10 protein-coding genes are annotated in these 14,363 nt (G+C 72.7%); 5 read left to right on the top strand and 5 right to left on the bottom strand.

From position 1 onward, the window contains the following. Nucleotides 1-59: 59 nt before the first annotated feature. The 4 genes from ACQEWB_RS48015 to ACQEWB_RS48000 form a co-directional block, all read right to left on the bottom strand. A complete protein-coding gene (locus ACQEWB_RS48015; RefSeq protein ID WP_432842989.1) occupies nt 60-2,864 on the bottom strand; it encodes an ATP-binding protein in 2,805 nt (934 codons plus the stop codon). A 65-nt stretch (nt 2,865-2,929) separates the two neighbouring features. Then, nucleotides 2,930-3,217: a WhiB family transcriptional regulator gene (locus ACQEWB_RS48010; protein ID WP_432842988.1), complete on the bottom strand. Its 288-nt coding sequence runs from the start codon at nt 3,215-3,217 to the stop codon at nt 2,930-2,932. After that, nucleotides 3,214-4,647: a sugar porter family MFS transporter gene (locus ACQEWB_RS48005; protein ID WP_432842986.1), complete on the bottom strand. Its 1,434-nt coding sequence runs from the start codon at nt 4,645-4,647 to the stop codon at nt 3,214-3,216. Before ACQEWB_RS48005 ends, ACQEWB_RS48010 begins: the two co-directional genes overlap by 4 nt. 105 nt (nt 4,648-4,752) lie before the next feature. Further along, nucleotides 4,753-5,760 (bottom strand): ROK family glucokinase, encoded by a 1,008-nt coding sequence (locus ACQEWB_RS48000; protein WP_432842984.1) that lies wholly within the window; start codon nt 5,758-5,760, stop codon nt 4,753-4,755. 214 nt (nt 5,761-5,974) lie between these two features. Here ACQEWB_RS48000 and ACQEWB_RS47995 point away from each other — a divergent pair, with 214 nt between their 5' ends. Both ACQEWB_RS47995 and ACQEWB_RS47990 read left to right on the top strand, forming a co-directional pair. Beyond that, nucleotides 5,975-6,397, top strand: a complete 423-nt coding sequence (locus ACQEWB_RS47995) for a cupin domain-containing protein (protein WP_432842982.1) — start codon at nt 5,975-5,977, stop codon at nt 6,395-6,397. A gap of 53 nt (nt 6,398-6,450) precedes the next feature. Further along, nucleotides 6,451-9,252, top strand: coding sequence for an AAA family ATPase (locus tag ACQEWB_RS47990; RefSeq protein WP_432842980.1), 2,802 nt, complete (start codon nt 6,451-6,453; stop codon nt 9,250-9,252). Here ACQEWB_RS47990 and ACQEWB_RS47985 read toward each other — a convergent pair. Further along, nucleotides 9,200-11,851, bottom strand: a complete 2,652-nt coding sequence (locus tag ACQEWB_RS47985) for an AAA family ATPase (protein ID WP_432842978.1) — start codon at nt 11,849-11,851, stop codon at nt 9,200-9,202. The two genes, ACQEWB_RS47990 and ACQEWB_RS47985, sit on opposite strands and share 53 nt — an antisense overlap. A gap of 256 nt (nt 11,852-12,107) precedes the next feature. Between ACQEWB_RS47985 and ACQEWB_RS47980 the strand changes: the two genes are divergently transcribed. From ACQEWB_RS47980 to ACQEWB_RS47970, 3 genes are all read left to right on the top strand, one after another. Then, nucleotides 12,108-12,557 carry an SsgA family sporulation/cell division regulator gene (locus ACQEWB_RS47980; RefSeq protein WP_432842976.1) on the top strand — a complete coding sequence of 150 codons (450 nt, stop codon included), beginning with the start codon at nt 12,108-12,110 and terminating at the stop codon, nt 12,555-12,557. A gap of 70 nt (nt 12,558-12,627) precedes the next feature. Further along, nucleotides 12,628-13,983, top strand: coding sequence for an NAD(P)/FAD-dependent oxidoreductase (locus tag ACQEWB_RS47975; protein WP_432842974.1), 1,356 nt, complete (start codon nt 12,628-12,630; stop codon nt 13,981-13,983). After that, the gene (locus ACQEWB_RS47970; protein ID WP_432842972.1) at nt 13,980-14,360 is read left to right on the top strand and encodes a hypothetical protein; all 381 of its coding nucleotides are present in this window, start codon (nt 13,980-13,982) and stop codon (nt 14,358-14,360) included. Before ACQEWB_RS47975 ends, ACQEWB_RS47970 begins: the two co-directional genes overlap by 4 nt. Nucleotides 14,361-14,363: the final 3 nt, after the last annotated feature.

The following is a 14,363-nucleotide window of genomic DNA, read 5'->3' as shown; positions in this document are numbered from 1 at the left end:
GGCAGCCAGGAGTCGGGCAGGCGGGTGCCTCCGTGTCGTCAACAGGCGTCGGCGCCTGCTCAGTCACTCACCGGGCGGCCGTCCTGGAGTGCGGCGAGCGCGGCGGCGAGCTTGCCCCGGCTGGTGATCCCCAGGCGGGGATAGATGCGGTACAGGTGGGCTCCGACGGTGCGGTGCGAGATGAACAGGCGCTGGCCGATCTCCCGGTTGCTCAGCCCCTGCGACGCGAGCACCGCGATCTGCATCTCCTGAGCCGACAGTCCCTCACTGGTGTTCGCATGCCGTCGGCCGCTCGACTCGCCGGCGGCGCGCAGCTGTTCGCGAGCCATCTCGGCCCAGGGCCGAGCGCCGGCCCGCTCGAACTCGTCGCGGGCGTTGCGCAGCGGATTCCGGGCGTCGACGTAGTGCCGTTGCCGCCGCAGCCGGCGGCCGTGGTGGAGGTGCAGCCGGGCCCGCGCCAGGGCCCAGCCGGCCGGCAACCCGGCCAGTGCCGCGGCGTAGTGCTCCTCAGCCGTGTCGTCCGGCGCCAGCACCGCCTCGGTGTAGAGGCGGGCCACCACCATCATTTCCGAGGGCAGTCGGGCGGCCAGCTCGGGGAGTCCGTCGAGTAGTTCCCGGGCCTGCCGCACCGTGCCCGCGGCCACCGCGGCGTCGGCCAGGTCGGGTGCGAGCAGCCAGCGGCTGACCGAGTGGTAGTGCGGGTCGGCGGGATCGAACGCGCGCGTGAGAAGGTCGTAGGCCTCGGTCGGGCGGCCGTCGAAGAGCGCCAGCAGGCCCTCGACCTGCTGGGCCATGACGGCGGCGAACGGCATCCCGGGGAACAACCGGTGGGCGCGCAGTTCACCGAGCATCCGTGCCGCGGCCTCGGTCTCCCCGCGCAGCGCCGCGACCAGGCTCCCTGTCGCCTTCACCCCCAGCCAGACGATCCATTCCCCGGTCTCCTCGGCCAGGGCGAGTCCCTCGCCGGACTCCTCGCGGGCTCGGTCGAGCTGACCGAGGTACACCCGCGGCCAACTGCCCGCGAGTGACCGGGCGAGCAGTCCGAGCCTGCCCTGCGACCGCCACGCCGCCCCCGCCAGTGACAGGTAGCGGGCGGCGCGGGTGACATCGCCCAGGACCATCGCGCCGCTGCCCAGGAAATGCATGGTCCGGCCGTCCAGGCGGTCCGGCCGGAGGCTGCCGAGCCGTGCGATCACCTCGGCGCCGTACCGGAAGGGTTCGGTGTACGCCCGTACGGTCAGGACGACGGGAGCGTCCGGATCGGGGTTCCGTCGGTCCAGCTCGGCCGCGGCCAGCGCGCGCACCCGGGTGTCGCCGTCCTGGAAGAAGCATCGGGCGGCGGCCCGCCACAGCAGGTTCTCGGCGACCTGCACGCCGCCTGCGTCGAACGCGCCGGCCGCCGTGGTCACCATGTCCTCGATCCGGCGGTGCGGCTCGTCGGGTTCGAACGCCGCCTTGTCGGACACGACCATGAGGCGGGCCCGCTCCAGCGGGCCGAGTTCGCTCATGTCGGCCCGGTCCAGCAGCAGTTGGGTGTGGACCCGGTCGTTGATCTCGCTGGCCGACTCGACCGCCCGGACCAGGATCTCGGTCCTGCGGCGCGGGTCCTGGACGAGGTCCGCCGCCTGGCGCAGGGCCGGCACCGCGGAGGCCACCTTGCCCCGGGCCAGCGCCGTGTCGGCGAAACGTTCCAGCCGGGCGGCGAGATGCTCGTCGGGGCCGAGCGTCGCGGCGGCCAGGTGGAGGAGCCGGCGCTCGGGGGTGTCGGCCATGGCCGCGGCGATGGCGCGGTGGGTGGCCAGCCGGTCGGCGACCGTGGCGCGGGTGTAGATCGCCGAGCGCATCAGCGGATGCCGGAACTCGAGGGCACGGCCGACCAGACCGACGAGGCCCGCGTCGACCGCCTCCTGCACCGCGTCCACGGAAACCGTCGTGCCCGTCAGACTGCTCGCCACCTCCAGCAGCCGGTTGAGCGGTGCGGTGGGCTCCGCGGCCAGGCCCAGCAGGAGTGTTCGGCACTCCGGGCTCACCGAGTCCGTGCGCGCGGCGAACGCGTCCTCCAACCGCTGGGTCAACGGCAGATCGTCCAGCTGCGGCGGGATGTCCTGCACCGTCTTGGGCAGTTCGACCAGGGCCAGCGGGTTGCCCGCGGCGCGCTCCAGGACGAGGGCCCGCAGCGGCGCCGACAGGTCCGGTGCACCCGCGTCGAGCAGTTCGGCGGCGGCGGACCGGCCGAGCGGTCGCAGATGGAGGTCCGGCTGTGTGCTGGGGGCGTAGGCGTCGGGAAAGTGCACCCGGGACGCCGCCACGATCAGTACGGGGAGATCGCGGGTACGCCGGGCGACGAACCTGAGGACGTCCCGGCTCGGCGAATCGATCCACTGCAGGTCGTCGACGAGCAGCAGGAGCGGTTGCCGGTCGGCCTCGTCGGCGAGGAGTTCGAGCACGGCGAGCGCGACCCGGAAGATATGGGGCTCGGTCTGGGTGGCGCTGAAGGCGTCGACGAGCGTGGTCCGGTGTGCGGACGGCAGTTTCCCGATGCCGTCGGCTGCCGGTTGCAGCAGCAGTTGCAGTGCCGCGAACGGCAGCCACAGCTCGGTCTCCACGCCGGCTGCGCCCAACACATTGAAGCCGCTCTCGGTGCCCGCGGCGCCGGCCTCGCGGAGCAGAGCCGACTTGCCGACGCCGGCGGTGCCGTGGATCAACAGCGCACCGCCGCGTCCGTCCGCCGCGTCCGCCAGCAGTCGGCGCAGGGTCTGCAGTTCCTCGTCCCGGCCGATCATCGCGCGGGGGCCCGGTTCGGCCTCGGGAGGGCCCCGGCTGCTGGGCTGAGCATGTGCGGCTTCCTCCGTGCGGGGAGTCACGTCGCACCGCATCCTAGCCGCGGCCCTTTACACCCTGGGGACGATCGCACCATCGGTAGAACGACTTAAGCAGTGTCTGCGGCGCAGCGCGCAGGTCCGGATCCGGAGGCCGTCGTTCCCCGTAGGGCCGGCGGTGGCCCGATACGGAGGAGCGTCTCGCGGGTCTCCTCGGTCAGGCCACCCCAGATCCCGTGGCGCTCCCGGTGGTCGAGGGCGTAGCGGCGGCACGGGGTCCTGACCGGGCATCGACCGCAGATGGTCAGCGCCCGCCGGATGGTGGCGAGGTCGCCCGGAGCGGGGAAGAAGGTCTCGATGTCGGCGCCTCGACAGGAGGCCGTACGTGGCGCTGTCATCCCATCTCCTCCAGTTTCCTGCCGTTGGTCTCGCGCACCCGGACCGCGACGAAGACGAAGGAGAGGACGGCGAAGCCCGCGTAGAGGGCGTAGGTGGAGGACAGGTTCCAGTCGGACATGCGGGGGAAGCTCTCAGTGACGGCCCAGTTGGCGATCCAGTTCGCGGCGGTCGCCACCGACATCGCGGCGGCGCGGATCCGCAGCGGGAACATCTCGCCGACCATCACCCACAGCACCACGCCCCAGGAGACGGCGAAGAAGAACACGAAGGCGTGGGCGGCGACCAGCGCCACCGTGCCCTGGGCGTCCGGGATGGACAGGTTGCCGCCGCTGCCCGTCTTGTAGGAGAAGGCCCAGGACGCGCAGGCCAGCGACACGGCCATGCCGGCCGAACCGGTCAGCGCGAGCGGCTTGCGGCCGACCCGGTCGATCAGGAGCATCGCCACCACGGTGCCGACGATGTTCACGATCGAGGTGGAGAGGCTGATCAGCAGGGAGTCGGCCTGGTCGATGCCCACCGACTGCCACAGCAGCGACGAGTAGTAGAAGATGACGTTGATGCCGACGAGTTGCTGGAAGACGGCCAGTCCGATGCCGACCCACACGATCGGCAGCAGCCCGAAGCGGCCGTCGAGCAGATCCCGTACCCGCGGCTTGTGATCGGTCTTGAGAGCGTGCCGGATCTCGGTGATCCGGTCCTCGGCGCCCTTGTAGGTGCCCTGGAGGTCGCGCAGCACGGCGAGGGCCTCGATCTCGCGGCCCCTGGCGACGAGGAAGTGCGGCGACTCCGGGATGCGCAGGGTCAGCAGCAGATAGGCGAGCGCCGGGACGACCGCGGCCATCAGCATCCACTGCCAGGCGTGCAGCGCGCCCAGGGAGTTCTGGCTTCTGCCGCCGGCGCCTTGGGCGAGGCCCCAGTTGACGAGCTGGGAGGCGGTGATGCCGAGCACGATGGCCGCCTGCTGGAAGGAGGCCAGCCGTCCTCGGTGGTCGGGCGGCGCGACCTCGGCGATGTAGGTGGGTCCGATCAGCGAGGCGAGGCCGATCGCCATACCGCCGACGACGCGCCAGGCGCCCAGGTCCCAGACGGAGAAGGGCATGGACGAGCCGAGCGCGCTGATCGCGAAGAGGACCGCGGCGAGGTGCATCACGCGCCGGCGGCCGATGCGGTCGGCGAGGCGTCCGGCGACGGCCGCTCCGAAGGCGGAACCGAGCAGCGCGGAGGCGACGATGGTGCCGGTCTGGCTGGAGGTGACGTCGAACCGGTGCTGGATCCCGGTGACGGCGCCGTTGATGACGGCGCTGTCGTAGCCGAACAGGAAACCGCCGAGGGAGGCGGCCGCCGAAATACAGGTGACGCGGCGGAGGTCGGGCGGGCGGAGCACGGCCCGTGCGTGGGCCCGCCCCGCGGAAGAGGCGTTCGCGGTCATGGACAAGGACTCCTTCACGGGACCGGGCCCCGGCAGCGCAGGCGGGTGCACCGGTCGTAGAGGACGTGGATCGGGATGACGACTGCGTTGCCGACCTGGCACGGCTCAGACGTGGGCCACGGGGGGCACGAGCAGTTCGTGGAGGCGGGCGAGGTGCGCGGCACCGACGAGGCCGGCGTCCGATCCGACGGTTGCGGTGCGGACCTCGGCGTAGACACGGTGCTCACCGCCGCCCAGGGCCCGCCGGTAGGAGACCTCGGCCGGGCGCCTGATCAGCTCGCCGGTGTCACCGAGGCCGCCGCCGATGACGAGGACGGACGGGTCGAGGATGGAGGCGAGGTCGGCGAGGGCCTGGCCCAGCCAGCGGCCCGATCGCGTGAACACCTCCAGGGAGAAGGCGTCGCCGGTGAGGGCGGCCTCGGTCACATGGTGTCCGTCGAGGCCGGCGGGGGTGCCGTCGCCCAGCGCGAGCACCGCCGCGGCCCGTACCGGATCGGCGGCAGCCATCTCGCGGGCGCGGCGGGTGTGGGCCGCTCCGCTGGCGTACTGCTCCATGCAGCCGTACTGGCCGCAGGGGCAGGGCCGTCCGTCGGGGACTGCCCGGTAGTGGCCGATCTCGCCGGCCATGCCGAATCGGCCGCGGAAGAGCCGGCCCCGGCTGATGATGCCGCCGCCCAGGCCGGTGCCCGCCATGACCATCAGCATGTCCTCGTGCCCGGCACCGGCACCGTGGATGAACTCGCCCCACGCGGCGGCGTTCGCGTCGTTCTCGACGACGACCGGAAGCCCCGTCGCCCCCTGGACGATGTCCCGGATCTCCTTGTCGTGCCAGCCCAGGTTGGGCGCGAAGCGCACCGTCGAGCGGTCCGCGTCCACGTATCCGGCGGCTCCGACGCCGACCGCCCGGACGTCGTTGCGGCCCTCGCGGACCCGCTGGACCGCCTCGGCGATTGCCCCTGCGATCCGGTCCGGGTCGTGCGGTGTCGGAACGCGCACCCGGGCGACGACCTCCCCGCCGGGGTCGACAGCCCCGGCGGCGATCTTCGTGCCGCCGAGATCGACACCGACGGTCAGACCGCCGTTCCGCTCGTGCACAAGGGGACCATGCGACATGGTGTGTTCCTAACGTTGTGACTTCGTGTGAGGGAGCGGCGCTCGACCTCTGGCTCAGCTTCCTTGGTCCGGTGGCGAGTTGCATGAGTCATTCGACTGCGGCCGGGTCGGCTGTGGTTTCTCGTTGTGTCACACATCCGGGACTCGCCTTGTCTTCCTGGGCGAGCAAGTTCGATCGAGCCGGAGGCGTGAGTCGATGTTGGACAACCGATCAATGAGCGGGACGGACGAGCACGGTGGCCGGGACGGGACCGGGCCCCGGATGCTGGCGGACGTCAAGCCGCCCTTCGTGCCGGAGGGCGCTTCGGCGATGACCGTGGTGGTCGAGTGGCCTCCGGGACACCCGGGGACGCCACCGCACCGGCACTCGGGCCCCTGTTTCGGCTACGTCACCGAAGGCGCCGTGCGGTGGGAGCTCGAGGGCGAGCCCGAGCGGGTGATCAGGGCGGGCGAGACGTTCTGGGAGCCGGGCGGTGAGGTGATCCATTACCAGAACGGCAACGCCCTGTCGGACACGCCGGCCAAGTACGTCGTGATCATGCTGTGCGCGCCCGGACAGCCGATGCTCACGCTGGTCGACGAGGAGGAGCTGGAGCAGCGGGCCCACCTGCGCGCCCCGCGGCCTTCCGCCGACTGAACCACGGCCCGGGGACGGGAGTCCCGCCACGTCAGTTCTCGAAGGGGGCCACTGTGGCCGGTCAGGGGTCGGCGCCGCGCGGCACGGGCGAGGGGCTGGTAGGACGCGACCGGGAGCTGGAGCTGCTCCGGTCGTACGTCGACCAGGTGCTCGGGCACGGTGGAGTCCTGGTGCTGTCCGGGGAGCCGGGGGTCGGCAAGTCCGCGCTGCTGGATGCCGCGGCCACGGCGGCCTCGGCGGCCGGTGCGCTGGTCCTGCGCTCCGGCGGGGTCGAGTTCCTCGCGGATCTGAGCTTCGCCGGCCTGAACCACGTACTCGAACCGTTGCTGCACGAGTACGACGGGCTCGACCCGGCGCACCGCGAGGCGCTGACCGTGGCGCTGGGCGCGGGTGACGGTGCCCCGGTGGATCGGCTGGTCCTCTACGGGGCCGTGCTGGCGCTGCTCCGCCGGGCGGCGGGCAGCCGTCCCGTGCTGCTGGTCATCGACGACCTGCAGTGGGTGGACCGGGCGAGCGCCGCGGCGCTCGCGTTCGTCGCCCGGCGGCTGGCCGGGAGCCGCGTGGGCCTGCTCGCCGCCTGGCGGCCGGGGTTCGAGAGCTTCTTCGAACGCGCGGGACTTCCCGAGTTCACGGTGTCCGCGCTGGACGACACGGCGGCGGCCGACCTGGTCGGCGAGCGCTTCCCGCTGCTCGCCGGGCAGGACCTGCGGCGGGTCCTCGCGCAGGCCGGGGGCAACCCGCTGGCGCTGCTGGAACTGCCGGCCGCGCTCGACGACTCGCGGGGCAGCGCGGGCGTGCTGCCCTCCGAGGCGCTCCCGCTCAGCCGTCGGCTGCGGGACCTGTACGGCTCCCGGGTCGCGGAGATGCCGGCCCCCACCCGCCGGCTGCTGCTCCTGGCCGCACTGGAGGGCGGCGGCGACCTGTCGGTGCTGCGGGCCGCCGCCCCGGGCGAGGACGTGCCGGCCCTGCTCGCCCCGGCGGAGCGGGCGCAGCTGCTGAGGATCGAACATCGGGGGCTGGGGCGGCTGTCCTTCCACCATCCGCTGATCCGCGCGACCGTCGTGTCGGGCTCGACCGGCGGTCAGCGCCTGGCCGCCCACCGCGCTCTGGCCGAGGCGCTGACCGGTCAGCCCGATCGCCGGGCCTGGCACCTGGCCGAGGCCACGCCGGATCCCGACGAGGAGGTCGCCGCGCTCCTGGAGGACACCGCGCACCGGGCCCGGCGGCGCGGCGACGCGGTCGGCGCCTTCAATGCGCTGGTACGGTCCGCGGACCTCACTCCCGGCCCCGCGGGCCGCGGCAGACGGCTCGCCGAGGCCGCCTTCGTGGGCGCGGACGTCGCCGGAGAGCTGCGTACCTCGGCCGAACTGCTGGTGGAGGCCCGGCGCGCCGACCCCGAACTCCGCGGATCGCTGCGAGCGGCCGCCGCGGCCTCCCAGGTGCTGCTGAACCGCGACGGTGATGTCAACACCGCGCACCGGCTCCTGGTCGGTGCGATCACGACCCGGGACGGCCGGTCCGACGGTGACGACGAGGCGCTCTTCGAGGCGCTCTGCACCCTGCGCAGGGTGTGCCTGTGCGCGGGCAGGGCGGAGCTCTGGGACGCTTACCAGGCCGCCCTGGCGCAGCTGACCGTGCCGATGCCTCCCCTCCAGGAACTGCTCGGCGATGTGTACGCCGATCCGGCACGCTCCTCCGCGACAGCTCTCGGGCTGCTCGACGCGGTCGTCCAGGACCTGCACCGGGAGACGGATCCGAGCCGGATCGAACGGGTCGCGATGGCGGCACTGTTCGTGGACCGGGCGACGGGGTGCCGTGCGGCGCTCTGGCCCGTCGTCGAGAACGGGCGAGAAGGCGGCGCGGTCACGTCGGCGCTCATCGCGCTGGTGGTGCTGTGCCTGGACGACTTCATGACGGGTCGGTGGGACGAATGCGGCCGTCTCGCGGTGGAGGGGCTGGCGCTGTGCGAGGCGCACGGCTATCAGATGCTGGCCCAGCAGTTCCACCGGGCCCGGGGCCTGCTGGCCGCGGCGCGGGGCGACGACGGCACGGTGCGGGAGCTGGCACGGGGGATCACGGACTGGGCGGTGCCCCGCGGCGCCCGGACCGTCGAGCACTTCGCGCGGCACATGACGGCGCTGGCCGCCCTCGGACGCGGTGACCACGAGGAGGCCTACCTCGACGCCTGGGCGATCAGCCCGCCAGGCGTGCTGGCCCCCCATGCGCCGCTGGCTCTCTGGGTTCCCATGGACCTGGTGGAAGCCGCCGTGCGCAGTGGTCGCCGCGCCGAGGCACTCGCCCATGTCGCCGCGATGCGGCGGACGGGCCTGCCCGGCATCTCCGGCCGCCTGGCCCTGGTCACCGCCGGTTCGGCCGCGCTCGCCGCGCCCGAGGACCGGGCCGCCGCCTTCGAGGAGGCGCTCGCCGTTCCCGGCACCGAACGCTGGCCCTTCGATCTGGCCCGGGTGCGGCTGGCCTACGGGCAGCACCTGCGTCGCGCACGGGCCGTCGCGGACGCCCGGACGCACCTCGCCGCCGCCCTCAAGACCTTCCGTCGGCTCGGGGCCGCCCCCTGGGCGGCGCGAGCGGCCGAGGAACTGCGGGCCGCCGGCCGCAACGCCACCTGGACGGTCCACCAGGATCTGGGGGCCGACCCGCTCACGGAGCAGGAACAGGAGATCGCCGTACTCGCCGCTTCCGGACTGACCAACAAGCAGATCGGGGAACGTCTGTTCCTCTCCCACCGAACCGTGGCGGCCCACCTGCACCGGATCTTCCCGAAGCTGGGCATCACCTCGCGTGTCACGCTCGGCGAGGCCCTCGCCGCACAGGAAGAGGCGCGAGCGCGTCCCTGAGCGCCGCGCGTGAGGCGATTCCGAGTTTCGGGAACAGCTGGTAGAGGTGCGTGCCCACGGTCCGGGGCGAAAGGTGGAGGCGTTCGCCGATCTGCTTGTTGGTCAGTCCGGAGGCGGCGAGTACGGCGATCTCCTGTTCCTGCGCGGTCAGGGTCACGGAACCGTGCTTCGCTGCGGTGCGGGACCGGCGGGTGGCACGGAGTTCGCCCGCGGCCCGGTCCGCCCAGGGCCGGGCGCCCAGCTGCTCGAACACCGTGGCCGCCGCGTCCAGTTGGGCTCGGGCCTCCGTGACGAAGCGCATGCGCCGCAGACGCTCCCCGTAGGCCAGCCGGATCCGGGCCAGATCGAACGGCCGGTCCCCCGCTCCCGGGACCGCCAGCGCCTGCTCGAAACGGTCGACCGCGTCGTCATCGGGTGCGACCAGCGCGGCCGAGCCCGCCACCAGCAGCGCCGACCGCGGGCAGAGCGCCGCGACACCGGCCTCCCGCATCGCCCGCACGTGTGCCTCCGCCTCAGCGGCGCGCCGGGTGTGGACCGCCGCTTCCACCAGGTCCATGCCGCCCCACAGCGCGTACGGAGCGTGGAACGCCGCTCCGTCCACAGGTCTGATCGCCACGGCGTGGCGGTACGCGCTTTCGTAGTCGCCGGCACCGAGTTCGGCGAGGACCCGCGCATGGTCGGCGAAGGCCGCCGCCGTCAGGACCCCACGAGGCACGGCCCACTGCGTGATCCGGTCGGCCGCACTCCGGCTCTCCTCGAAGCGCCCGTGGACGGCCGCGAGCAGCGCCTGGTGGTACTCGAAACACCAGGAGAAGAACGGGTATCGGCGCTCCTCGCAGATCCGCCGGCCCTCGGCGGCCAGCGTTGCGGCCTCCTCCCACCGGCCGGCCGGAAAATCCTCCAGGCACAGGCGCATGAGTGCGTCGATGTGCCGGCGTACGTGGCCGCCCCGGCGTCCCCGACGGACCGCCTCCCAGGAGGCTTCCCGTGACTCCATGAGCCGCTCGGGGGCCGTGTTCAGCCGGTCGAGGGCCGCGTGGAAGGGTTTCCACAAGGTGTCCCGGCCACCGGACCAGCACACCAACCGCAGGGTGCGCAGTGCCTCGACGAGGGCGTCGTCCTCGGCCTCGTCTCCATGGCCGACGCTCTCGACGGCCTCCACCAGGAGGCGGTGGGCCATGTCGATGTCGCCGTCACCGCCGTTCAGCAGGAGGAGAGCCGCCGTGGCGGCGGTCAGCGGAGACCCCGTCAGGTCCGGGTCCGCGCGCCGGGCGCGGTCGAGGAGCTCCGCCGCCGCGCGCGGCTCACCGGTCGCGTCGGCGCGCAGATGGGCGGCCCGGGTCAGCCGGCGTGCGCGGTCCGCGGGGCGGGGGCTCAGTTCGGCGGCCCGGGTGAAGGTGGCGACCGCTGCCGTGGCGTCACCTCGCCGGGCGGAACGATGCCCTGCCTCCTCCAGCAGGGCGGCGACGCGCTCGTCGGGAACGAGGGTCGCCCGGCCCAGGTGCCAGGCCCGCCGCTCGGGTGCCTCCGCGCGGATCCCGGCCAGCGTGCGATGGGCCTGGCAGCGCTCGGTCAGGGTGCTGGTCTCGACGACCGCGGCCCTCATCAGCGGATGCCGGAAGACGACCCGGCGGTTCGTGCGGTCGAAGGTGATCAGACGGTCCGATTCCGCCGCTGACAGCGCCGCTCGGACCTCCGGGTCGTCCGGTCCGGCACGGAGGACACCCGGATCTCCGGTGCCGTCGAGGGCGAGGAGCAGCAGGAGCCGGCGCGATTCGGCCGGCAGGCGGGCCACGCGCGAAGCGTGGCGACTCCGAAGACGTGGGGAGAGGGGCAGTACGTCGGGCAGATCGGCCGGCGCGTCACGTTCCGGTCCGCTCAGTGCGGCGGACAGCTCCACGAGCGCCAGCGGGTTGCCCTGCGCCTGTGCCAGGACGCGGTCCCGCGCCGCTGCGGCCAGCGCCGGAAAGCGGACTGCGAGCAGTTCCGCGGCCGCGTCGCGATCCAGCGGCGCCAGCTCGTACTCGGTGAGCCCGGCCCGCTCGAAGGAGGTCTCGGCTCCCGATCGGCAGGCGGCGAGGAATCCGATACGGCTGCCCGCCGACCGCCGGGCGACGGAGCCCAGCACCGCCGAAGTGGCCCGGTCGAAACTGGCGAGATCGTCCACGGCGATGAACACGGGGCGTTCGACGGCCACTTGACGCAGCAGGAAGATCACCGAGTCGCCCACCTGACGACCGTCGGGCAGCGGACCGCCCCCGTAGCCCAGCGCGCTGCGCAGAACCCTTCGATGAGTGTCTTCCAAGCGGTCGATCCGGTCGTTGAGCGGCAACAGCAACTGGTGGAGTCCGGCGTGGGCGAGCTCGGCCTCGAACCGGACGCCGACGGCCGTCAGCACCTGGGCGCCTGCCCCGGACATGACCCTGGCGACCTCCCCGAGCAGCACGCTCTTGCCGACGCCCGGCTCCCCGGAGAGGAGCAGGGCACGGCCGCCGGCCGGGTCCTGCCCGAGCAGCGCCGTGATTTCCCGGAGCTGCCGCGCACGCCCGACCACCTCATGTGTCCGGGGCAACCGTTCGACGCGCGAGCCGAGTGACATGGGTACTCCGTACGTTTGCGCCGTCCTTCCCACCGCACGGTGGGAAGGCTTGCCCTCACCGTGCACCGGCCCACGAGGACAAACATCAGTCACGTGACTGCGCGGCGACTTGCAGGTCATTTGACTGATGGTGCGGGCCCGCGGGAGCCGCGCAGAATCGTGCTGTCCCTGGATCACACGAGCGGGCACATGACGTAGCACACCGTGTGCGCGCCGATCCTCTCCTGATCCCACCGATTTACCGAGCGGTGATGTGATGAGTGAACCCGACAGTCCCACTCCGGTGGTGTGCCGGATGGTTGTCCGCCTGGTCGTGGCCGAAGGCACCGACCGGCCCGTGATGCTCGATCTGTTCTACGACAGAGCCGATCCCTACGCGGTGTCCCTGACGTTCCACATGTGCACGGAGACGACCGTGTGCTGGGTGGTCGGCCGCGATCTCCTCCTGGACGGGCTGGAGAAGCTCACCGGTGTCGGCGACGTCCAGGTCTGGCCCTGCCGGGATCCGGGGGCGGACAGGGTGCACATCGCGCTGTGCCCGTGTCCGAAGCAGGAGGCGGTCGTCGTGACCGTCTCGACACGAGTCCTGGGGGCCTTCCTCCGACGGACCCTCGCGATGGTGCCCACCGGCACCGAGGAGTGCCACCTGGACATGGACGGAGCCGTCCACCAACTCCTGAGCGGCCCCGGTGAGTCGCTTCGCTAGGGCCCGTCGCGTGTCACACCGGCCCGGCATACGCGGTCTACATGGTGACGGACAACAAGCAGAGGCAGTCATGCGAGAGATTCTGATCGTCGGCGGCGGCTACGCGGGCTTCTACACCGCCTGGGGCCTGGAGAAGAAGCTGCGTCCGGGCGAGGCCCGGGTCACGGTCGTCGACCCGCGCCCGTACATGACCTATCAGCCCTTCCTGCCCGAGGTGGCGGCCGGTTCGGTGGAGGCACGTCACGCCGTCGTGTCCCTGCGGCGGCACCTGCGCGGCACCCGGCTGGTCTCGGGCACCGTGACCGGTATCCGCAACGCGGACCGTACGGTGACCGTCCGTCCGGTGCGCGGCGACGCCTACGAGCTTCGCTACGACATCCTCGTGGTCACGGCCGGCGCCGTGACCCGCACCTTCCCCATTCCCGGACTCGCGCAGCGGGCCATCGGTCTCAAGCACGTGGAGGAGGCGGTGGCGATCCGCGACCGGCTGATGACCGCGTTCGACCAGGCCGCGTCGCTGCCGGCCGGCCCCGAGCGGCAGAAGCTGCTCACCGTCACGTTCGTCGGAGGCGGGTTCTCCGGCGTCGAGGGCTTCGGTGAACTGCTGTCACTGGCGACCGCGATGCTCAGGTCCTATCCGGAACTCACCGCCGACGACGTCTCCTTCCACCTGGTCGAGGCCCGGGGCCGCATCCTGCCCGAGGTGGGCGACAGGCCGGGCGCCTGGGTGGTGCGCCACCTGGAGGGCCGCGGCGCGCATGTCCATCTGAACACGCACCTGCTGTCCGCCGAGGACGGCCACGTGGTCCTCTCCGACGGAACCGAGTACGACTCGGAACTGATCGTCTGGGCCGCCGGCAACGCCGCGAACCCGGTCGTGCACAACCACACGGACCTGCCGCTCGACGAGCGCGGCCTGCTGCTGGCCCGCGCCGACCTGCGCGTGGGCACCGACGCCGAACCCGTGCCGGACGTGTGGGCCGCCGGCGACGACGCGTCCGTCCCCGACCTGGCCTCGCCGGTCCCGGGCACGCGCACGGTGCCCAACGCCCAGCACGCCGTGCGCCAGGGCAGGCGTCTGGCCAGGAACCTCGTGGCCGACCTGCGCGGGCGGCGCGTCCGCGACTACCGCCACGGCAGCCTGGGTGTGGTGGCGACGCTGGGGCTGGGGCGAGGCGTCTTCCAGTACAAGGGCATCGTCATCAAGGGGTTCCCGGCATGGCTGATGCACCGGGGTTACCACGTACTGGCGGTGCCCAGCTGGGAGCGGAAGATCCGCGTTCTGGCGGTCTGGCTCACCGCGGCCCTGACCGGCCGGGACCTCGTGTCCCTCGCCTCCGTCCAGCACCCGCGGGAGGCCTTCGTGGCGGACGGGCGGACGCAGGACCCGGGCGCCGGCCGTGCCAAGGAGGGCAGTGCAGCATGACCATGTGGGGTTCTCGTTTCCATCGGGGGTACGCCGTGGCCGCACGCGAGGAGGCCGCCCGCGGCCTGACCGACATCGAGGGCTTCCTGTACCGGGAGGCCCATGCGGGAGCGACGCACCGCCGTGTGGCGGACTTCACCGCGCGCGTGGAGGGACTCACCCCCGAGCAGAAGCGGGACATCGAGCGGTGGTACGTCGACGAGCAGAAGCACGTCGCCCGCATGGTGACCGATCACATCGCCGAGCGCACCGACGCGATGGAGGCGCAGCACCACGTCAGGATCCGGCACTGGCTGCGCCGAACACTCGGCGGGATGGCGCTGATCACCCTGGCGATGGTCGTGTGCGTCGTGGTGGTCCTGGGGTCGTCGCGGTGACCG

Origin of the sequence: Streptomyces sp. CA-249302 (assembly GCF_050936785.1) — a bacterium.
Classification (GTDB): Bacteria; Actinomycetota; Actinomycetes; order Streptomycetales; family Streptomycetaceae; genus Streptomyces.
This window is presented reverse-complemented; position numbering and strand designations above follow the sequence as displayed.

Coding starts and splice junctions, on each gene's coding strand:
- ACQEWB_RS47970 (WP_432842972.1), top strand. CDS start 13,980: ATGACCATGTGGGGTTCTCGTTTCCATCGGGGGTACGCCGTGGCCGCA.
- ACQEWB_RS47975 (WP_432842974.1), top strand. CDS start 12,628: ATGCGAGAGATTCTGATCGTCGGCGGCGGCTACGCGGGCTTCTACACC.
- ACQEWB_RS47985 (WP_432842978.1), bottom strand. CDS start 11,851: ATGTCACTCGGCTCGCGCGTCGAACGGTTGCCCCGGACACATGAGGTG.
- ACQEWB_RS48005 (WP_432842986.1), bottom strand. CDS start 4,647: ATGACCGCGAACGCCTCTTCCGCGGGGCGGGCCCACGCACGGGCCGTG.
- ACQEWB_RS48000 (WP_432842984.1), bottom strand. CDS start 5,760: ATGTCGCATGGTCCCCTTGTGCACGAGCGGAACGGCGGTCTGACCGTC.
- ACQEWB_RS47995 (WP_432842982.1), top strand. CDS start 5,975: ATGAGCGGGACGGACGAGCACGGTGGCCGGGACGGGACCGGGCCCCGG.
- ACQEWB_RS47980 (WP_432842976.1), top strand. CDS start 12,108: ATGAGTGAACCCGACAGTCCCACTCCGGTGGTGTGCCGGATGGTTGTC.
- ACQEWB_RS48010 (WP_432842988.1), bottom strand. CDS start 3,217: ATGACAGCGCCACGTACGGCCTCCTGTCGAGGCGCCGACATCGAGACC.